At 73.8% G+C, this 18845-nt stretch carries 19 protein-coding genes; 12 read left to right on the forward strand and 7 right to left on the reverse strand.

Annotated elements, in window-relative coordinates; all coding sequences use genetic code 11:
* Positions 1 to 340 precede the first annotated feature (340 nt).
* Positions 341 to 1162: a hypothetical protein gene (locus HGB44_RS26200; protein ID WP_061080315.1), complete on the reverse strand. Its 822-nt coding sequence runs from the start codon at positions 1160 to 1162 to the stop codon at positions 341 to 343.
* On the opposite strand from HGB44_RS26200, the gene HGB44_RS26205 reads away from it, so the two are divergent.
* Both HGB44_RS26205 and HGB44_RS26210 read left to right on the forward strand, forming a co-directional pair.
* Positions 1124 to 1807 carry a tetratricopeptide repeat protein gene (locus HGB44_RS26205; RefSeq protein ID WP_061080316.1) on the forward strand — a complete coding sequence of 228 codons (684 nt, stop codon included), beginning with the start codon at positions 1124 to 1126 and terminating at the stop codon, positions 1805 to 1807. The two genes, HGB44_RS26200 and HGB44_RS26205, sit on opposite strands and share 39 nt — an antisense overlap.
* A 65-nt stretch (positions 1808 to 1872) precedes the next feature.
* Positions 1873 to 2295: an NUDIX domain-containing protein gene (locus HGB44_RS26210; protein ID WP_061080317.1), complete on the forward strand. Its 423-nt coding sequence runs from the start codon at positions 1873 to 1875 to the stop codon at positions 2293 to 2295.
* On the opposite strand, the gene HGB44_RS26215 is transcribed toward HGB44_RS26210, so the two are convergent.
* Positions 2285 to 3220: a GNAT family N-acetyltransferase gene (locus tag HGB44_RS26215; RefSeq protein ID WP_061080318.1), complete on the reverse strand. Its 936-nt coding sequence runs from the start codon at positions 3218 to 3220 to the stop codon at positions 2285 to 2287. The two genes, HGB44_RS26210 and HGB44_RS26215, sit on opposite strands and share 11 nt — an antisense overlap.
* 123 nt (positions 3221 to 3343) lie before the next feature.
* The gene (locus tag HGB44_RS26220) at positions 3344 to 4345 is read right to left on the reverse strand and encodes an MBL fold metallo-hydrolase (RefSeq protein WP_231972410.1); all 1002 of its coding nucleotides are present in this window, start codon (positions 4343 to 4345) and stop codon (positions 3344 to 3346) included.
* 324 nt (positions 4346 to 4669) lie between these two features.
* Here HGB44_RS26220 and HGB44_RS26225 point away from each other — a divergent pair, with 324 nt between their 5' ends.
* Positions 4670 to 5098: a single-stranded DNA-binding protein gene (locus HGB44_RS26225; RefSeq protein ID WP_061080320.1), complete on the forward strand. Its 429-nt coding sequence runs from the start codon at positions 4670 to 4672 to the stop codon at positions 5096 to 5098.
* Between the two features lie 17 nt (positions 5099 to 5115).
* Here HGB44_RS26225 and HGB44_RS26230 read toward each other — a convergent pair whose 3' ends face one another.
* Complete coding sequence (locus HGB44_RS26230) at positions 5116 to 6123, reverse strand: HAD-IIA family hydrolase (protein ID WP_061080321.1); 1008 nt, start codon at positions 6121 to 6123, stop codon at positions 5116 to 5118.
* Positions 6124 to 6275: 152 nt separating this feature from the next.
* On the reverse strand, positions 6276 to 7082 hold the full coding sequence (locus HGB44_RS26235) for an aminoglycoside N(3)-acetyltransferase (protein WP_061080322.1): 807 nt from the start codon (positions 7080 to 7082) through the stop codon (positions 6276 to 6278).
* A 195-nt stretch (positions 7083 to 7277) separates the two neighbouring features.
* Between HGB44_RS26235 and HGB44_RS26240 the strand changes: the two genes are divergently transcribed.
* On the forward strand, positions 7278 to 8792 hold the full coding sequence (locus HGB44_RS26240; RefSeq protein WP_231972406.1) for a serine hydrolase domain-containing protein: 1515 nt from the start codon (positions 7278 to 7280) through the stop codon (positions 8790 to 8792).
* On the opposite strand, the gene HGB44_RS26245 is transcribed toward HGB44_RS26240, so the two are convergent.
* Positions 8773 to 10050, reverse strand: a complete 1278-nt coding sequence (locus HGB44_RS26245; RefSeq protein ID WP_061080323.1) for a DUF1015 family protein — start codon at positions 10048 to 10050, stop codon at positions 8773 to 8775. The genes HGB44_RS26240 and HGB44_RS26245 overlap by 20 nt on opposite strands.
* 50 nt (positions 10051 to 10100) lie before the next feature.
* A complete protein-coding gene (locus HGB44_RS26250; protein WP_061080324.1) occupies positions 10101 to 10451 on the reverse strand; it encodes an SCP2 sterol-binding domain-containing protein in 351 nt (116 codons plus the stop codon).
* A gap of 194 nt (positions 10452 to 10645) precedes the next feature.
* Between HGB44_RS26250 and HGB44_RS26255 the strand changes: the two genes are divergently transcribed.
* From HGB44_RS26255 to HGB44_RS26290, 8 genes are all read left to right on the forward strand, one after another.
* Entirely contained in the window at positions 10646 to 11401 is a 756-nt protein-coding gene (locus HGB44_RS26255; protein ID WP_061080325.1) for a hypothetical protein, read from the forward strand.
* Between the two features lie 30 nt (positions 11402 to 11431).
* Complete coding sequence (locus HGB44_RS26260; RefSeq protein WP_061080326.1) at positions 11432 to 11629, forward strand: hypothetical protein; 198 nt, start codon at positions 11432 to 11434, stop codon at positions 11627 to 11629.
* Between the two features lie 2 nt (positions 11630 to 11631).
* Complete coding sequence (locus HGB44_RS26265; RefSeq protein WP_061080327.1) at positions 11632 to 12432, forward strand: TlyA family RNA methyltransferase; 801 nt, start codon at positions 11632 to 11634, stop codon at positions 12430 to 12432.
* Positions 12433 to 12544: 112 nt separating this feature from the next.
* Complete coding sequence (locus HGB44_RS26270) at positions 12545 to 13471, forward strand: NAD kinase (protein WP_061080328.1); 927 nt, start codon at positions 12545 to 12547, stop codon at positions 13469 to 13471.
* A 72-nt stretch (positions 13472 to 13543) separates the two neighbouring features.
* Positions 13544 to 15253 (forward strand): DNA repair protein RecN, encoded by a 1710-nt coding sequence (recN, locus tag HGB44_RS26275; protein ID WP_061080329.1) that lies wholly within the window; start codon positions 13544 to 13546, stop codon positions 15251 to 15253.
* A 211-nt stretch (positions 15254 to 15464) separates the two neighbouring features.
* Positions 15465 to 16637, forward strand: a complete 1173-nt coding sequence (steA, locus tag HGB44_RS26280) for a putative cytokinetic ring protein SteA (RefSeq protein ID WP_061080330.1) — start codon at positions 15465 to 15467, stop codon at positions 16635 to 16637.
* Positions 16634 to 17761 (forward strand): copper transporter, encoded by a 1128-nt coding sequence (locus tag HGB44_RS26285; RefSeq protein WP_061080331.1) that lies wholly within the window; start codon positions 16634 to 16636, stop codon positions 17759 to 17761. The genes steA and HGB44_RS26285 overlap by 4 nt, the downstream gene beginning before the upstream one ends.
* A 248-nt stretch (positions 17762 to 18009) precedes the next feature.
* Positions 18010 to 18843, forward strand: a complete 834-nt coding sequence (locus HGB44_RS26290; RefSeq protein ID WP_394327810.1) for a hypothetical protein — start codon at positions 18010 to 18012, stop codon at positions 18841 to 18843.
* Positions 18844 to 18845: the final 2 nt, after the last annotated feature.

The following is an 18845-nucleotide window of genomic DNA, read 5'->3' on the forward strand; positions in this document are numbered from 1 at the left end:
CTTTGCGCTGATGGTACTGCCCTGTGGTGGGGTGGGAGAGTAGGTCGCTGCCACGGTTTTTCTTGAGGGGGGAGGGGTTGCCTTGCGGGGCGGCTTCTCCCCTCTTTTTTTGGTGTGGTGGGGGTGGGGTTGTCTTGTCGGGCGATCCCACCCCCTTTTTTTTGTGTGGGTGTTTGTGCGTTTGTGAACACGGGGGGCGGGGCGTGGTGTGTTCTGCGGACGACAGGACACGGATCCCTCTGCCCGGTGTGCGCAGACGCTGACGGGAAAGTAGGACCTTGGGCACCTGCGCTCTGGTGATGAGCGGCGACACCATGTCGTAAGCTGGAAGACACGAGTACTATGACGCGCTGCTACTGCTCAAGGTGGCAGCGCTTTTGAGTGTTGACGGACGGGTTGGATGACTGAGGACAGCCGATCGGGAGACCGCGAGGACTCCGGAGCCAACGAGCGCGGCGGTTATCGCTCCGGTGGACCTGGTGGTCGGGGACGCGGTGACGGACCCCGCGCCCGGTCCGGCTACAGCGGTTCCAGAGATGACAGAGGTCGTGACGACCGGCGCGGAGGATACCGCCGTGACGACCGTGACCGCGGGGGCTACCAGGGTCGCGACGAGCGTCGCGGCGGTGGCGGTTTCCGGGGCCGTGACGAACGACGCGATGACCGCGGCGGCTTCCGCAGCGGAGGCGGAGGGCGCCGCGACGATCGCGATCGTGGCGGATTCCGCGGTGGAGAGCGCCGCGATGACCGCCGTGACGACCGTGGTGGTTATCGCGGCCGTGACGATCGCAGGGATGATCGTGGTGGATTCCGGGGCCGCGACGACCGCAGGGACGACCGCCGTGACGATCGTGGCGGATTCCGTGGTGGAGAGCGCCGTGACGACCGCCGTGGCGGCGGCTTCCGCGGCCGCGAGGACAACAGGGGCGGAGGCTTCCGGGGCCGGGACGACCGGCGTGACGACCGTCGTGCGCCACGTGAGGACCGCGACCCGGCCGACATCGCACCCCAGCTCCCGGAGGAGGTCAGCTACTCCCAGCTGGACCCCGAGACCAGGCGTGACCTCCACTCCCTGCCCAAGTCGCTGGCGGAACTGATCGGCAAGCACATCGTCGCCGCGGGCATGCTCCTGGACGAGGACCCCGAGCGGGCCTACGCCCACGCGGCCTACGCGCGCCGCAAGGCGTCGCGCGTTCCTGGGGTCCGGGAGGCGTCCGGCGTGGCCGCCTACACCGTCGGCAAGTGGCAGGAGGCCCTGTCCGACCTGCGTGCGGCCCGCCGGATGAGCGGACGCGACAACTTCCTCGCCCTCATGGCCGACAGCGAGCGCGGCCTGGGCCGTCCCGAGCGGGCGCTGGAGATCACCAACGATCCGGCCGCCAAGGACCTGGACGTCGCGGACCGTGTCGAGCTGCGCATCGTGGCCTCCGGGGCACGCCGGGACATGGGTGACACCAAGGCCGCCCTGGCCGAACTCCAGGTTCCCGAGCTCAAGGAGCGGCGAGCCCGTCCGTGGGTCGCCCGCCTCTTCTACGCCTACGCCGACGTCCTGGAGGAACTGGGCCGCGAGGACGACGCCCGCGAGTACTTCTCGCGCGCCTCGGCCGTGGACAGTGACGGGGTCACCGACGCCGACGAGCGGCTGGCAGCCCTGGAGGGCATGGAGCTGGTCGACTACGACGCCGAGGACGGCATCGTCTGGACCGACGCTGAGGAGCAGGAGTTCCTGGAGGAGCCGCGGGAGGGCACGTCCCCGCGTGACCGCGACCGCGGCGAACAGCACCGCGGCCGTGAGGACCGGGGCTGAGTTCCTTCCACGGAACCGGCGGTACCGCACCGCCGGGCGGAGAGGCTCCGCTCGGCGGTGCCGTCGTGCGTCTGGGGCTCCTCCCCGAGGCCCACGACTCCGTGGTGTGTCTGACCTACACCGGTGACCGACCCCTGCTCGTACGCAACCGGCACCGGGCCTGGGAGTTCCCCGGCGGGCACGCCGAACCGGGGGAGACCCTCCAGGACACCGCGCGTCGCGAGGCCCGGGAGGAGGCCGGCGCCACCCTCGGCGACATCCGGACCGTCGGCCACTACGTGCTCTCCGGCGGGCACGTCACAGTGGTCACCCACGCCCAGGTGACCGCGCTGGTCCCGCTGACCGGGGAGTTCGAGACCGTGGAGGTGCGGGCCTTCGACGTCCTGCCCTCCGACGACGAGCTCTCCTGGGCGGACGGACTCTACGCCCACCTGCTCCGGGAGCTGGGGCTGCCCGGGGCGCCACCGGAACCGGCCGCTACCCCCTGAGCCGCCTGACGTAGACGGTCTCCGAACCGACCGGGGCGTAGCCGAGCCGCCGGTTCGCGGCCAGCATCGGCGCGTTGTCCTCGTGGTTGCCGGTGTAGGCGTACCGCATGCCCCGTTCACGCGCCCGGTGCAGTGCCGCGGCCTTGGCGTACCCGGCCAGACCGCGCCCCCGGAACTCGCGCAGGGTTCCGGTCATGGACGACTCCATCCGGCTCTCCCCGTCGCTGACGTAGCAGGTGATCGAGGCCGGTACGCCCTCGACCAGCGCCAGCAGGGACAGGTCCGGTGCGGAGATCGGGTGCCGCCACACGTCCTTGTACCACCCCTCGTAGGAGGGGAACCAGGACTCCGCGCCCGGCTCGTCCAGGCTGGCCAGCCTGTCGACCTCGTAGATCTCGCGCGGGTCGTCGGCGTAGTCGCTGAAGGGCCGCAGCTCGACGCCCTCGGGAGCCTTCGGCAGGGCGGGTAGCGCGGCCAGGTCCAGGCCCAGGACGCGGTGGGTGTCCTCAGGGGTGTACCCCCGCTCCAGCACCGTCCGCCGGAAGGCCTCGCCTCCGGCCTGGATGCCCTCCTCGGCGGCCTCGGCCCGCAGCACCTCGGCACCTCCCTCGACGAGGTCGCGCTCGGAGGCGTCCAGCAGGCGCGCGCCCACGTCCGTGTCCCGGTGGGAGACGGCGACCGTGGCGAGGAAGGACCGGCCGCTGCGGGGCCCCTCGTGGTCGCACCGCAGCACGGAGCGCAGGAAACCCACGGGCCTTCCGTCCTCCACGGCGAGCAGGGCGGTCTCGCGGCTGCCGGGCGGGGGGTTCCCCTTCCGCCAGAGCATCGCGTCCTCGGTCAGCACGCGGCAGGGGTGGACGGCGCGCAGGAGGGGGAGGACCCGGGGGACGTCGGACCGCTCCATGGCGCGGATCTGAGTCGTCATGGGGGTGAGACTAGGTCCGGGGCCGGGCGGGCGCACCGGGTTTTTCCGCGGGCCGCGCGCCGCACCCGGCGGTCGCGCGGCCGCCGGGGCCGCTCCGCACCCCCGTGCCCCGTCCGGGACCGGTCAGGAGCGCTCCTCCTCCGCCGCCCGGGCCTCGGCCTGCTCCCGGGCGAGCCTGTCCAGCCAGTGCACGATGCCGGACACGTTGGCCTCCGCGCCGCTGAGGGTGTCCAGGATCGCGGCGGACTCCGCGGGCAGCTCCGGCGGCATCGGCGCGTAGCGCGAGACCACCTTGTCGCGCACCATGGCGATCGCGTGGTCCAGGTCGCCGGTGCTGCCGTGGGACTCGCGCACCGTCTCCACCCACAGCCGCAGCTCGGCCTCGGCCCGGTCGAGGGTCTCGGGGACCGAGGTGACCGCGCCGAAGTGGGAGAACATCAGCCGCTGGGCGTCGATGTCCCCGAACAGGCGCAGGGTGCGCAGGCACGCCTCCATGTCGAAGTCCGGCGGCGGCGTGGCCGGGCTGACCTCTCCGGTGAGCGGCTTGTACACGCCCAGCGCGTCGCCGACGTACAGGTCGCCGGTGAGGGTGTCGACCAGGCCCATGTGGTGCTTGGCGTGGCCGGGGGCGTAGTGCGTCACCAGTCGGCGTCCGCCGCCCAGGTCGATCTCCCCGGTCTCGGCCACCGACCGGATACGGGTCGCCTCGGTGGGGTTCATCCGTCCGAACAGGCTGTCCAGCCGGTCGCCCCACACCATCTCGGCGCTGCGCATCAGCCTGCTCGGATCGGCCAGGTGGCGGGCGCCGCGCTCGTGCACGACGATCTCGGCGTTGGGGAACAGGGCGGCCATGTCGCCGGTGCCGCCCGCGTGGTCCAGGTGGATGTGGGTGACCACGATGGTGGCCAGGTCCGCGGGCGCCAGCCCGAGGCGGGTGACGGCCTCGTGCAGGACCCGCGCGGAACCGGCGGTGCCGACCTCGACGATGCAGGGCCGCTGGGAGCGGATGAGGTAGCTCGACACGATCCCCGGGTATCCGGCGAGCATCGTGTCGATGGCGAAGATGTCGTCGCCCAGCGGGGTGATCCCCTCGGGCAGACCGCTCACGTCCACGTCGTCGTGCACTGCAAGCACCCCTGTTCCTCGGTCGTCGTGGGGTTCGGCGGAGCCGAACCGGACAGGACCCGACTCTAGGACAAGGGTGTCACGGCTGGTCGGGGCGGGGCGGCCCGGTCCTCGCCGGAAGGGGTGCGCGGAGCGCGTCCGGTGCCGGGACGGGTTGTCCACAGCCTCGGGCCGGGCCTTTCGCCCGGACCCTCGCGGGGGGATCCTGGTGGGAGAGCGCACGCCCCCACCGCACGCGGATGGCCGGACCTTCGGTTTCCGGCCCCGCCCCCTGCCCCGCGTCGCGCCCGTCTCCTCGCTCTTCACCCATGGGAGGACGTCCACATGCAGCAGGAGTCCGCGGTCGCCCCGAGTCGCACCGCCCCCGACATCCCGTCCCCGCGGCAGGACACGCACGAGTCCGAACACCGCAACGAGATCCTCGTGGCCGGGCGGATCACCGCCCGACCCCTCATCCGCGAACTGCCCAGCGGTGACCGGTTGGCCACATGGCGGGTCTGTGTGGCCCGCCCCCACGACAGTCGCTACCGCGGACGCCAGTCCGACTCGATCACCTGCACCAGCTTCGACCGCGCCCTGCACGAGGGAATCCGCGCCTGGCGGCTGGGCGACGTGGTCCGGATGACCGGGGAGCTGCGCCGCCGCACCTGGCGCGGCCGGGAGGGCGTGCGCAGCGTGTGCGAGGTGGAGGCCAGGACCGCGACCCTGGTCCGGACGGCCGACGGCCCCGCGGCCGGGGCGGTGCGGCGGTGAGGCCCCGCCGCGCGGGCTCACCAGCCCAGGCGGGACAGCGCCTCACGTGCGGCCGGGCCGGACGGGTCCGTCGCCCGGTCGGCCCAGACCGCGGCGCACAGTGCGCGCAGCCCGTCCAGCCGGTCCCCGGCCCCCTCCACGCGCGGTGCGCCGCCGGTGACGGTCACCGTCCACCCCGCGCAGCGGACGCGGTCGCCCTCGCGGACGACGGCCGGATGCGTGTGGTTCATCCCCGACAGATCCCACGCCAGGTAGCGGGGGCGCTGGTGCTCGGGTGCGGCGAGGACGTCCATCGGGGTGGCCACCCCCGTCAGCACCAGCATCCCGGCCGCGCCGTGCGCGGTCGCGCCCTCGATGTCGGTGTCCAGCCGGTCGCCCACGATCAGGGGGTTGCGCGCTCCGGTGCGCAGGATGCCCTCCTCGTGCAGCGGACGCATCGGCTTCCCCGCGACGACCGGTTCGACCCCGGTGGCGTTGGCGATGACCCGGACGAAGGACCCGTTGCCGGGGGTCAGCCCCCACTCGCTGGGCGCGGTGGCGTCGTTGTTGCTGGCCACGTAGAACGCGCCGCGCCGGACCGCGACCGTGCCCTGGTCGAGCAGGTCGCGGGTCATGTGCCGGGAGTAGCCCTGGACCACGGCCACCACCGAGGGGCTGTCGACCGACACCGGGCGCAGTCCCATCCTGCGCACCGCCTGGCGCAGCGCGGTGTCACCCACCACCAGCACGTCCGACCCCGCGGGGTGGTGTTCGCCGACCAGGCGGGCGGCCGCCTCGGCGGAGGTCACCACGTCCTCGGGGGCGGCGCCCACACCCAGTTCGGTCAGGTGCTCGGCGATCCGTGCCGGGGTGCGTCCGGCGTTGTTGGTCACGAACGCCACCCGCGCTCCCGCGGCCCGCGCCTTGCCCACCGCCTCCGGCGCCGCCGGTACGGCCCGGGGGCCGATGTAGACGACCCCGTCCAGGTCCAGGAGCATCGCGTCGTGGATCTCGTTCAGGGGACGGTCTGCGGCGAGCAGGGACATGGTGGAGAACCCGTTTCGTGCGATGGTGGTGGTCGCCTACCAGGCTATGACGCGGCCTCCGCCGTCCGGGCCCGCACGCCCGGGGACGGGGTGTGCGCTGCGTCGCCGCCCCGGGGCCGCCGCGGCGGGTGTCGGGCGCGCGGGGGAGGGGGTCACCTGTCCCGGTTCACGGTCAGCCAGCTGGACGCGAAGGCCACCGCCCCCGGAAGGGAGAACAGCCGCGCGGTGGCCTCGCCCACCGGGCCCGAGACCACGGCCCCGGTGTTCTCGAAGTCGGCGCCCAGCCGCGCGAAGTCCTCCTCGTCCAGGAGCACGTCGGTGAAGGCCATCCACTCCCGGCCGCCGTCCGGGGTCAGGACCGCGCACCCGGACCGCTCCAGGCGGGGCCGGGGGATCCGGTACTCGGCCAGGTGGAAGGCGGTGCAGGAGTCGAATCCCGTGCCCAGCAGCAGGACCCTGGCCCGGACGCGCTCCAGGGCGGCGAGCGGGGAGTCCTCGCCCAGGCGGCAGCCGACCGGGTGGTGCCCCATGAGGTCGCGGGCGCGGGGGCCCAGGGCGGCGAAGGAGGTCTGCGGGTTCGCGCTGCGGACCGCTCCCGGCCAGGTGCGCACCATCTCCGGGACGCGGCCCATGTACCTGCTCGGTGTCAGGCGCGGGTCGAACCCGGGTGCCTGCTCGCGGATGACCGGCCACCAGTCCTCGGGGACCGGCGGGTCGCGCCACCCCGCGGGGTCGGTGTTGTCCATGGTCTGGGTGGGCACGACGAGCGTTCCCCCGGAGCCGACGGCGTCCATGAGGGCCTGCACGAGTGCCTGTTCACCGCCGCACACCCAGCCCAGCGCACTGAGGGAGGAGTGCACCAGGAGGGTGTCGGCGGGTGCGACCCCCAGTGCGGTCAGGTCGCGGGCCAGGGACGCCCGGGTCTGCGGGCGGCCGGGGTTCTTCGCTGCGGCGGGCACGCTGGGGACTCCTCGGCTGGAAGGGAACGGAGCAGATCACCATGGGTACAGCAGACGGCCGGTACCGGGCCAGCGGATATCGGGTGGTCGTGTCGGGAGGAGGCGCGCAGGGGGAGTCGGGGTGAGGAAAACCCCAGGGTGTCCGTACGGTCGGCACCGTGGTCGCGGGACCAGCGCCCGGCCACGATGGTTCCCATGTCCCTGATCAGAACCGTGGCGGCCGGCCTGGCCACCGGTCTCCTGCTGCTCACCGCCGCCCCCGCCCGGGCCGAGGTCCCCGACACGGCCCCGGGCGCGCTGACCCCCGAGGCCGTGGACGCCTACGTGTCCGACTACCTGGACGCCTCGCCCCTTCCCGGAGCCGCAGTCGCCGTGACCCGGGGCGCCGAGGTGGTGCACACGGCGGGCTACGGCGCCGACTCCGGGGGCGGGGCGCTCACCGCCGACACCCCCATGGGTGTGGCCTCGGTCAGCAAGGCCTTCACCGCGCTCGCCGTCATGCAGCTCGTGGAGGAGGGCGAACTCGCTCTCGACGACCGGGTGGCGCGACACCTGCCGGAGTTCACCCTCGACGACCCGCGCGCCGACCGCGTCACCGTCCGCCAACTGCTCACCCACACCTCAGGGATGTCCGACACCGCCTTCCGGGAGAAGAGCGCTCCCGCGGCCGACGACCTGGAGGGGGCGCTCGCCCGGATGGCCGACTCCGGGATGGCCGCCGATCCGGGCACGGAGTCGCACTACCACAACCCCAACTACCACGTCGCGGCCCGCCTGGTGGAGGTCCTCAGCGGCCGCACCTTCGGCGAGTACATGGACGAGCGCGTGTTCACGCCGTTGGGCATGGACGACACCGTGACCGTCGACACCGCCGAGGAGGTCCTCGCGGCGGGGGCGGCCCGGGGGCACATCGCCGTCCTGGGCGCGGCCGTCGCGGTTCCCGAGCCGCAGAGCTACTTCAACGGCGCGGGCGGCATGGTCACCACGGCGCACGACATGGCGCGCTGGCTGGTCGCGCAGAACAACGGGGGGCGGGGAGCCGACGGTGCCCGCGTCCTGTCGGAGGAGGGCATCGCCGCCACCCACACCCCGGTCGGCGGTGCGGGCGGTGACACCGCGCTGGGCTGGAACGCCGGGGAGAGTCCGGCGGGTACCCGGATGGTCTCGCACGGGGGCATCCAGTTCACCTACACCGCCCACCAGGCGCTGCTGCCCGAGAGCGGGTACGGGATCGCGGTGATGGCCAACACCGGGCTGGGCAGCGCCGACGCCTCCGCGCTGCTGTACGGGCTGGCGGCCCTGGCCGACGGCGGGGAGCCCGCAGCGCCGTCCGCTCCGGTGCTGTTGGCGCTCGACCTGGTCCTGGTCGCCCTGGTCGGGCTGACCGGATACCTCGCCCAGCGGGGTGTGCGGCGCGCCGGTGCCTGGGCGGAGGCCGCCCGCGTGCGTCCCCGGTGGCGCAGCGCCGCGCGCCTGCTGCCGGGGCTGGCCGTCATCGTCGCGGCCGTGTTCCCGAACCGGTTGGCGGCGCTGCTGGCCCAGGGCCGCGACATGACCTGGGGGCAGACGTTCTACCTGGCCCCCACCGCAATGACCCTGCTGGTGGCCGCCGCGTTCGCCTTCGCGGCGGTGTACGCGGTCCGGGCGCTCCGGGTGGCCGGGGCGCGGCGGTCGGCCCGGGGACGCTCCCTCAGCCCAGGAGGCGCATGACCAGACCCGTGCGCGGTTTGGGGCCGAACGAGGTGGACTTGCGGGGGGTCAGCTCCCCGCGGTCGGCCACCGCGTACACCTGCTCCACCCGCAGCGCGGGCACGATGACCGCCGTGCCCTTCTCGTCGCGGGCGGCCGCGATCGCCTCGGCCGCGTCGTCGTGCACCATCCGCACCCGCTCCTCCGGCATCTCCCACAGCGGTAGCAGAATCTCGTGCAGGGCGGCCGTCGGCAGGTGCCGCCACTGCGGGGAGCGGCCGGGCATGGCCCTCTCCAGCTCCTGTTCGTCGAAGCCGTGCACCAGGTGGGCGTCGCCCTCGGCGGAGACCAGCAGCAGGGCGGGTGCCTCCACCCGGTCAAGGGCGTGTTCGGAGGGGCCCGTGACCCGTTCCACCGAGGCCACCGTCCGGGCGGCCGTGACCGCGGCGTCGGTGTCCAGCCCGGGAAGCACCCGATGGATGGCGCCCAGCCGGGGCGGGTGGGTGTCGCTGTCCACCAGCAGGGCCAGCCCGTACCGCCAGCCCGGGTCGTCGTGGGCGGCGCGCAGGCGCCGGTAGGCGGCGTAGCGGTGGTGTCCGTCGGCGATCAGCGCGGACCGGCCCGCCAGGTCCGCGCTGATCCGTCGCAGCACGGTGGGGTCGGTGACCGCCCACAGCCGGTGCTCGGCTCCGTCGCGGGTGCGCGCGTGGGTCAGCGGGGCGCCCGCGACCGCCTCGGTGGCGGCCGAGGCGTCCCCGTCGCCGCCACGGTAGACGAGGAAGATCGGTTCGAGGTTGGCCCGGGCCAGGCCCATCAGGTGGAACCGGTCGCGCACCGGCGGGTCGGCCACGTCCTCGTGCGGGCGTACGGCGGACTCGGCGCCCTCCTCGGGCAGTCGCAGGTTGCCCACCAGTCCGCGCTGGCGCCGCCCGTCGGCCGTGACCTGCTCGTACACGTACAGTGCCGGTTGCGTGTCCAACGCGAGCACCCCGTCGTCGATCCAGCTGCGCAGCAGTTCGGCGGCCGTGCGGTAGCGGCGCGGCACCGTCGTCCCCGTCCCGGCGGGGCTCTGCCGGCTCAGTTCGAAGGGCAGGGTGACCCGCGCCGCGTTGTGCGGGTCGGAGCGCTGTAGCTCACGTGCCTCGTCCGCGTCGGGGATGTCGTAGGGAGGGGCCAGGAGTCGTGCGAGGTCGAACTCTCCGTCGATGAAGCGGTCCGCGTCCGGGTCGGCGTAGCGCAGGCCGCGGAAGGGCGCCAGTTCGAGAGGTTGGCGTGGCATCCCAGCACGGTACCCGTCACCGTTCGCCGCTCGGTTGCCGCGCGGTTGGTTCAAAGAAGTTTGCGTACGCGCAGCAGGTCGCCGACGCTGGCGTCGACCTTCACCCGGCGGCCGAACACGGCCTTGGCCGCGTCCAGGCGGTCCTCGGCCAGGGCGACCAGGTCGTCGCTGCCCACGGTGATCCGTACCTGTGCCCGGGGTACGGGCCGGTCCGCGGGGCGGTGGGTGATGCCGACCAGGCCGTCGAGGGTGAGCCGCATGTCGAAGACGGTCTCCAGGTCGGGGACCTCCACGCTGAGGGAGCGCTCACGGATGTACTTGCGGCGCTTCTCGTCGGATTGGGCGAGGATGCGCTGGTTCACCTTCTCGATGCCGGCGAGGCACATGTCGATGCTGCTCATGGCCACATCATGCCCCAGGGGCCGGGCGTTCGCGTCCTTGTGGTGCTATCGGGACGAATGGGGCGGTCTTGGGAGTTCGCGTGTCAACGGCGGTTCCGTCCCGGTAGCGTTGGCCACGGCCCCCCGTCGCGCAGCGGCTTCCCCTGCCCGCGCCCCTTCCCCTTCCGCGGTCCCATCAAGGAGTACTTGTCATCATGGTCGTCGACGCGGTACGCACCTACCTCGATGCCGCCAGTGGCCTCACCGAACTCTCGCGCAAGCAGGCCGTCGCCGCCGCCAAGGCCCTGCTCAGGGCCAACGGCTCCGCCGCTCCGGTCGCGGCGGAGGGGGAGAGCCTGCCGCCGCGGGTGGGGCAGAGCATCCAGAACCTGGCCGGAGAGCTCATCGAGACCAGCCAGGCCAACCGTGCGGCCATCGCCGACCTGATCCGCTCCGAGGTCGGGCGTCAGCTGGAGCGGATGGACGTCGTGCCGCGTGCCGACCACGAGCGGCTGGTGCGCCGGGTCGCCGAGCTCGAACGCCGCCTGGCCGCCCGCCACGCGGTCGAGTACGCCCTGGCCCCCGTCGACGCGGGCGCGTCCTCGCCGGTGCGCCCCGTGGCCGCCGCGGCGGTCGACGGCCCCGAAGCCGACGCGTCCGCGGGTTCCGAGGGCGCTTCCGCGGCCGGGTCCGCGGAGAACGGCTCCAAGGCGGGGAAGGCCGGGTCCGGCGGAGCCGGGGACGAGGGGGCCGAGAAGGGCACCGAGGCCGGGGACACGCGGGACGCGGTCGCCGACGGCGCGGACGGCTCCGCCTCTGGGGACGGGACCGGTTCCGCGGCCGACGCCGGGACCGACGCCCAGGACACCGGCAATCCCGCGGCCAGGAAGCCCCGTACCGCGGCCAAGACGGCCCGCGCGCGCACCGCCGCCAAGCGCACCACCAAGAGCAGGGGCACCACGAAGAAGTAGAGTCGGACCAGCGCGAACACCGGGAGAGGCATGGACCCCAACGAGCAGGCCCAGGCACTGGCCGAGCAGACCCTGCGCAGTACCAGGGAGCGGCTGGAGTCGCTGGAGGCCCTGCCCACCGCCGAGCACGTCGCGGTCTTCGACACCCTGCACCAGGAGCTGTCCGGGGTGCTCGGCGCGCTCGACCAGGGCGCCGGCGCCCCCGAACAACCCCGGTATCCTCGGTAACCATGGCAAAACGCACCCGGCTCGACGCGGAACTGGTCCGCCGCGGGCACGCACGCTCCCGTGGACACGCAGCCGAGATCATCGAGGGCGGATTCGTCAAGGTCGCGGGGATCGTGGCCTCCAAGGCCGCGACCCAGGTCGGTCAGGACCAGCCCATCGTGGTCCGTCCGCCCTCCGACGAGCCCCCCTACGTCTCCCGAGGCGCCCACAAGCTCATCGGTGCCCTCGACGCCTTCGCGTTCGACGTCACCGACCGGCGGGCCCTGGACGCGGGCGCCTCCACCGGCGGGTTCACCGACGTGCTGCTGCGCCGCAGGGCGGCCCACGTCACCGCCGTGGACGTCGGCTACGGCCAGCTCGCCTGGTCGCTGCGCAGCAACGACCGCGTGCGCGTGATGGAGCGGGTCAACGTCCGCGAGCTCACTCCCGAGCAGATCGGTGAGCCCCGTCCCGACCTGGTCGTGGGCGACCTGTCGTTCATCTCGCTGCGCCTGGTACTGCCGGCGCTGCGGGACTGCGTGGCTCCCGACGCCGACTTCGTGCTCATGGTCAAGCCCCAGTTCGAGGTCGGCAAGAACAAGGTCGGCGCCGGGGGAGTGGTCCGCGAGCCCGAGTTGCGCGCCGAGGCCGTCTCCGACGTCGCCGCGCACGCCCTCACCCTGGGGCTGGGCACCGTCGGTGTCACCGCCAGCCCCCTGCCGGGCCCCTCCGGCAACGTCGAGTACTTCCTGTGGATGCGCGCGGGGGCCGCGCCCCTGGACCCGGACGCGTTGGCCCGGGCCGTGGAGGAGGGGCCGCGTTAGCGACCGTGGTGAGCGTGTCTCAGGAGTCCGGTAACGTGACCCGGCCGGGTCGGCGAACGCCCCGGCCAGCACTTCAGACTCCCCGCCGGGGAGTGAACGTAAGGGGACGGCGATGACCAGCGGACGCAGTGTTCTCCTGCTGGCCCACACCGGTCGGCCCGCCGCGGTACGCAGCGCCCAACTGGTCCACGAGAGCCTGAGCCGGGCCGGGCTGACCGTGCGCATGCTCAAGAACGAGCTTGAGGAACTGGCCGTGGAGGACTGCGTGCTCTCCCCGGTCGAGGTCGTCGAGCCGGGTGAGGCGGCCCAGGGCGTCGAGCTGGTCATGGTGCTCGGCGGCGACGGCACCCTGCTGCGCGCCGCGGAGATCGCGCGCCCGGCCGGGGCGCCCCTGCTGGGGGTGAACCTGGGCCACGTCGGGTTCCTGGCCGAGGCCGAGCGCGAGGACCTGGGCGCGACCGTGCGCAGTGTCGTCAACCGCGACTACGACGTCGAGGAGCGCATGACCCTGGACGTGGCGGTCTTCAACGGGGGCAGGGGGGACGGGAGCCCGCCCGTGCGCAACTGGGCGCTCAACGACGCGACCCTGGAGAAGGGCGAGGCGCGCCGCATCCTGGAGACCGTGCTGGAGATCGACGACCGTCCGCTCTCGCGCTGGGCCTGCGACGGTGTGGTGTGCGCCACCCCCACGGGGTCCACGGCGCACGCCTTCTCCGCGGGCGGCCCGGTGGTGTGGCCGGACGTGGACGCCCTGCTGGTCGTGCCGCTCAGCGCGCACGCCCTGTTCGCGCGGCCCCTGGTGGTGGGGCCGAACGCGACCGTGGCCCTGGAGGTGGTCCCGGCCACGGCGCCGGGCGTGCTCTGGTGCGACGGACGGCGTATGGTCGAATTGCCCGCAGGGGCACGAATCGAGATCACCCGTGCCGACACGCCGGTCCGGCTGGCCCGGCTGCACCGGGCGCCGTTCACCGACCGGCTGGTGGCCAAGTTCGGACTGTCGGTCGCCGGATGGCGGGGCCGGGGCGAGCACGGCCGCTGACCGGGCCGCGCGGCCCGGCCGCGTCGTGCACGCGTGCGTGGGCAGTGGCGTCAACTATCAGGAGAGGGATCGGTGCTCGAAGAAGTCCGTATCCAGGGACTCGGGGTCATTGACGACGCCGTTTTGGAGTTGTCACCGGGGCTGACCGTCGTCACAGGCGAGACCGGCGCGGGAAAGACCATGGTCGTCACCGGGCTCGGACTGCTCTTCGGCGGGCGGGCCGATCCCCAGCGCGTACGCCCCGGTGCCGACCGGGCCGTGGTGGAGGGGCGCCTGACCGTTCCCTCGGGGGGCCGGGTGGCCGCCCGGGTGCTGGAGGCGGGGGGCGACATCGACGACGACGTCCTCATCCTCACCCGCGCGGTGTCGGCCGAGGGCCGTTCGCGCGCCACCATGGGCGGCCGGTCCGCCCCGGTGAGCCTGCTCGCCTACCTCGCCGACGACCTGGTCGCCGTGCACGGCCAGTCCGACCAGCAGCGCCTGCTGCGCTCGGACCGGCAGCGCTCCTCCCTGGACCGCTTCGCGGGCGAGCCGCTGGCCAAGGCGCTCAAGCAGTACACCGTGGCCTACCGGCGCCACCGGGAGGTGTCGGCGGAGCTGGAGGAGCTGGTGGAGCAGGCGCGCGAGCGCGCCCAGGAGGCCGACATGCTCCGCTTCGGCGCGGAGGAGATCGCCGCCGCCGCGCCCCAGCCCGGTGAGGACGCCGACCTGCTCGCGGAGGAGACGCGGCTGGCGCACGCCGACAGCCTGCGCGTGGCGGCCACCACGGCCCACGAGGCGCTGGCCGGGGACCCGGCCTCCGACGTGGAGGTGGACGTGGCCGCGCTGCTCTCGGCGGCCCGGCAGGCCGTGACGGCGGTGCGTGAGCACGACGCCGAGCTGGCCGCGATCGGCGAGCGCCTGGACGAGGCCTCCTACATCCTCACCGACGCCGCCACCGAGTTGGCCTCCTACGCCGAGTCGGTGGACGCCGACCCCGCCCGTCTGGCCCTGGTGCAGGAGCGCCGCGCGCTGCTCACCTCACTCTCGCGCAAGTACGGCGCGACCACGGACGAGGTGCTGGCCTGGGCCGAGAACGCGGCCAAGCGGCTGGCCGACCTGGAGGGCGACGACGAGCGCATCGACGCGCTGCGCGCCGAGGCCGACGAGCTGTACGAGCGCATGGAGCTCTCCGCCGCCGAGCTGACCCGGGTGCGCACCGAGGCCGCCGACCGGTTCGGCGCGGCCGTGACCGAGGAGCTGACCGCGCTGGCCATGCCGCACGCCCGCGTGAGCGTGCGCATCACCACGGGCGAGGAGTTCGGCCAGCACGGCCGCGACGAGGTCGAGGTCCTGCTGGCCCCGCACCCCAGTTCTCCGCCCCTGGCCCTGCACAAGGGCGCCTCGGGCGGTGAGCTCTCGCGCGTGATGCTGGCCATCGAGGTGGTCTTCGCCGGTGCCGACCCGGTGCCCACGTTCGTCTTCGACGAGGTGGACGCGGGTGTGGGTGGTAAGGCCGCGGTGGAGATCGGCCGTCGCCTGGCCCGGCTGGCCCGGCGCGCCCAGGTCATCGTCGTCACGCACCTGCCGCAGGTCGCGGCGTTCGCCGACGCCCATCTGGTGGTGGAGAAGTCCACCGAGGGGCTGGTCACCGAGAGCGGGGTGGTGCGGCTGGACCGCGGGGGCCGGGTCCGGGAGCTGTCGCGGATGCTCGCTGGGCTGGAGGACTCCGAGCTGGGGCGTGCCCACGCAGAGGAGCTGCTCACCAACGCCGACCCGGAGCGCGCCTATCCGGCCGCCTGACCCGGGTGTTGTGCGCACGTTCAGAACGGATGTGTGGCCTTCTGGTGTTTCTGGGTAGTGGGCGGTCAGATCGCCGTTGTCGTCCCGGAACGGGGTGAGGTCGGCGGTCTCGACCAGAACACGCCGATCTCACAGCTGTGATTACTCTCCGTAGGTGAGTTCTGACAGTATGCCAGCGATGAAGGTATCGGATGCGCTCAGCGCCACAGTCATGCGGTTCCGCCGCACCCGGGCGGACGCTCCCACAGGGCTGATCGCGCCCGTCCGCTCGGACCGGCGCACCAAGAACCTGACCAAACGTCTGCGACCGGGCGACATCGCGGTCGTCGACCACGTCGACCTGGACCGCGTCAGTGCCGAGGCCCTGGTGGGCTGCGGTGTGTCGGCGGTCCTCAACGTCGCCACGAGCATCAGCGGCCGCTATCCCAACCAGGGGCCGGAGATGATCGTGGAGGCGGGGATCCCCCTGGTCGACGACGTCGATCCCGAGGTGTTCACCCGCGTCCGCGACGGTGAGCGGCTCCGCCTGGAGGGCGCGACCCTGTACCGCGGCGACGAGGTCGTCGCGCGCGGCACCCTCCAGGACCCGGGGACCGTCAGCGCGGCGATGGAGGAGGCCCGCGCGGGGCTGGCCACGCAGCTGGAGGCCTTCGCGGCCAACACCATGGCCTACCTCCAGCACGAGCGCGACCTGCTCCTGGACGGCATCGGCATCCCCACCATCGAGACCGACATCGAGGGCCGCCACGTCCTCATCGTGGTCCGCGGCTACCACTACCGGGAGGACATCGCGGCGCTGCGGCCCTACATCCGCGAGTTCCGCCCGGTCATCATCGCCGTGGACGGCGGGGCGGACGCGGTCATGGAGGCCGGGTACCGGCCCGACATCATCGTCGGCGACTTCGACTCGGTCTCGGACCGGGCGCTGGCCAGCGGGGCCGAACTGGTCGTGCACGCCTACCGGGACGGCAGGGCGCCGGGCCTGCCCCGGCTCACCGACCTGGGGCACGGCGCGGTGGTCTTCCCCGCCACGGGCACCAGCGAGGACGTGGCGATGATGCTCGCCGACGGCGCGGGCGCCGCGCTCATCGTGGCGGTGGGCACCCACGCCACCCTGGAGGAGTTCCTCGACAAGGGCCGGGCGGGGATGGCCAGCACCTTCCTGACCCGGTTGCGGGTGGGCGGCAAACTCGTCGACGCCAAGGGCGTCAGCCGCCTGTACCGCTCGCGCATCTCCCCCTGGGCCCTGCTCGGGCTGGTCGCGGCCTGCCTGCTCACCATCGTGGTCGCCGCCTACAGCTCACCGGCGGGCCAGGTCTACCTCACCTTTCTCGCGGCGCGCTGGGACGCGTTCTCCTACTGGTTGACAGGGCTGTTGACGTGATCGATTTCCGCTACCACCTGGTGTCCATCGTCGCGGTGTTCCTCGCGCTCACGGTGGGGCTCGTCCTGGGGACCACCATGCTCCAGGATCCGCTGCTCAACACGCTCCAGTCCGAGACCGCCGACCTGCGCAGCCAGAGCGAGGACCTGCGCGCCGAGCGCGACGCAGCGGACCAGTTCAACGCCGGGGCCGACCGTATGGCCGAGGCCGTGTCCGACGACACGCTCGCCGGTCTGCTCACCGACCTGGGCGTGGTGGTCGTGACCGCGCCCGGAGCCGACACCGAGACGGCCGACGCCCTGGCCGGGCGCGTGGAGCAGGCGGGCGGCGAGGTCGTCGGCCGGGTCCAGGTCACCGACGCGTTCCTGGACGCCGGCAACGCCACGTTCGTCGACGAGCTGGCCCTGCAGATCACCCGGGATCCCCAGGACCTGTCCGGCAGTCCCCACGAGAAGGCGGGCGCCGAGATCGGCCGTGCCCTGGCCGCCCCGGAGGAGGAGTCCTCCGGTGACGGGGGCTCCGGTGACGGGGAGGAGGCGTCCCCGTCCGACGACCCGTCCGCGCAGTCGGAGGAGGGCGACGACGGAGGCTACGACCCGTCGGCCGTCCTGGAGGCCTTCACCGAGGGCGGGCTGATCACGGTCGAGGGGGACCCCGCCGAGTCCTCCGACGCCGTGGTCGTCCTCGCGCCCTCGGGCGGTTCCTCGCCCGAGGGCCAGGATCCGCAGACGGCCAACGCGGTGCTGAACACGATCACCACGGCCCTGCACCAGGAGGTCGGCGCCACCGTGGTGGCCGGTGACGGACCCTCCGCCCGCGGCGAGGGGATGCTCGCGCAGGCGCGCGCCGCGGAGGCGGCCTTCGCCACCGTGGACGTGGCCAGCCGCCCGATGGGCGAGGTCATCACGGTCCTGGCCCTGGCGGAGAACCTGGAGGAGGCCGGGGGAGCGTACGGCATCGGCGAGGGGGTGGGAGGCTTCCTCCCCGACCCGCTGCCCGAGCCGCGCGAGACCTCCGAGGAGTCCTCGGACCCCTCGCCGGAGCCCACCGGGAGCGGGGGCGTGAGCGGCGGAGAAGGCGGCGGTACCGACGAGGCCCGCCGCGCGGCGCGGGGCGGGGAGTGACACCGGTGACCACCCCCGTCCCCCTCCCGGGTCCCGGATCCGCCGCCGCGCGGTTTCTGGCCCAGGGCCTGACCGGTGCCCTGCTCGGAGCCGCCGCGGCCTCCACCGCCTACTCCCTGCTCACCCGGGGCCGTTCCGCCCGGCCCGGAGCCGTCCGTGCCGCCGGACCCGGCACACCCGACGCATGCGGCGCGCCGAGTTCGTCCGACGTCTCTGCGGCGCCGGTCACCACAGGGGCGCCGCGCACGGTGGTCACCGCCGGTGCGCCTGCTGCGTCGGTCGTATCCGGTGCGCCGTGTACACCGGGCTCGCCCGGCACACCGTACGCACATGGCGCACCGGGCTCGCCCGGCACACCCGAAGCGGCGGACGTCTGGCTGCGCACCAACTTCCGCGGCCGCCGCGTCACCCTGCGCCAGGGCCCCGCCCTGGCCTGCGGCGTGTGCGCGGCGATCCTGCTCGTGCCCGGCCCCGGGCCGCGTGCGCGCGCCGCCTCCGCGCTGGCCGCGGCGGGCGCCGCCGCCTTCGGGGTCTACGACGACCTGGCGGGCTCGTCCCGGGCCCGCGGTCTGCGCGGGCACCTGGGCGCCCTGGCGAGCGGCCGGGTCACCACCGGCATGGTCAAGATGGCGGGCATCGGGGCCACCGGGGTCGCCGCCGCCCGCCTGCTGCGCCGCTCCGCGCTGGACACCGTGCTGGACGGGGCGCTCATCGCCGCCAGCGCCAACCTGCTCAACCTGTTCGACCTGCGCCCCGGACGCGCGGCCAAGGTCGCGCTGATCGCCGCCGCCCCCGCCCTGGCCTCCCCGGCCGCGCCGCTGCTGGGTCCCGTCGTGGGCGCCTCGGCCGTGTTGCTGCCCGACGAGCTCGCCGAGCGCTCCATGCTCGGTGACGCCGGGGCCAACGCCCTGGGCGCCGCGCTGGGCGCGGCCGCCGCGGCCCGGGCGACCCGCCCGGTGCGCGCCGCGCTGCTCGCGGGGGTCGCCGCCCTGACCCTGGCCAGCGAGCGCGTCAGCTTCTCCCGCGTCATCGACCGCGTTCCGGCCCTGCGCCGCCTCGACCGCTGGGGCAGGCACGAGTGAGA

Source organism: Nocardiopsis alborubida (genome assembly GCF_012396365.1).
Taxonomy (GTDB): domain Bacteria; phylum Actinomycetota; class Actinomycetes; order Streptosporangiales; family Streptosporangiaceae; genus Nocardiopsis; species Nocardiopsis alborubida.

Bases quoted from the DNA above. Each gene is read 5' to 3' on its own strand.
- HGB44_RS26205 (WP_061080316.1), top strand. From the start codon at position 1,124: ATGCTCCTGGACGAGGACCCCGAGCGGGCCTACGCCCACGCGGCCTAC.
- HGB44_RS26215 (WP_061080318.1), bottom strand. From the start codon at position 3,220: ATGACGACTCAGATCCGCGCCATGGAGCGGTCCGACGTCCCCCGGGTC.
- HGB44_RS26225 (WP_061080320.1), top strand. From the start codon at position 4,670: ATGCAGCAGGAGTCCGCGGTCGCCCCGAGTCGCACCGCCCCCGACATC.
- HGB44_RS26230 (WP_061080321.1), bottom strand. From the start codon at position 6,123: ATGTCCCTGCTCGCCGCAGACCGTCCCCTGAACGAGATCCACGACGCG.
- HGB44_RS26240 (WP_231972406.1), top strand. From the start codon at position 7,278: ATGTCCCTGATCAGAACCGTGGCGGCCGGCCTGGCCACCGGTCTCCTG.
- HGB44_RS26245 (WP_061080323.1), bottom strand. From the start codon at position 10,050: ATGCCACGCCAACCTCTCGAACTGGCGCCCTTCCGCGGCCTGCGCTAC.
- HGB44_RS26250 (WP_061080324.1), bottom strand. From the start codon at position 10,451: ATGAGCAGCATCGACATGTGCCTCGCCGGCATCGAGAAGGTGAACCAG.
- HGB44_RS26255 (WP_061080325.1), top strand. From the start codon at position 10,646: ATGGTCGTCGACGCGGTACGCACCTACCTCGATGCCGCCAGTGGCCTC.
- HGB44_RS26260 (WP_061080326.1), top strand. From the start codon at position 11,432: ATGGACCCCAACGAGCAGGCCCAGGCACTGGCCGAGCAGACCCTGCGC.
- HGB44_RS26265 (WP_061080327.1), top strand. From the start codon at position 11,632: ATGGCAAAACGCACCCGGCTCGACGCGGAACTGGTCCGCCGCGGGCAC.
- HGB44_RS26270 (WP_061080328.1), top strand. From the start codon at position 12,545: ATGACCAGCGGACGCAGTGTTCTCCTGCTGGCCCACACCGGTCGGCCC.
- steA (WP_061080330.1), top strand. From the start codon at position 15,465: ATGCGGTTCCGCCGCACCCGGGCGGACGCTCCCACAGGGCTGATCGCG.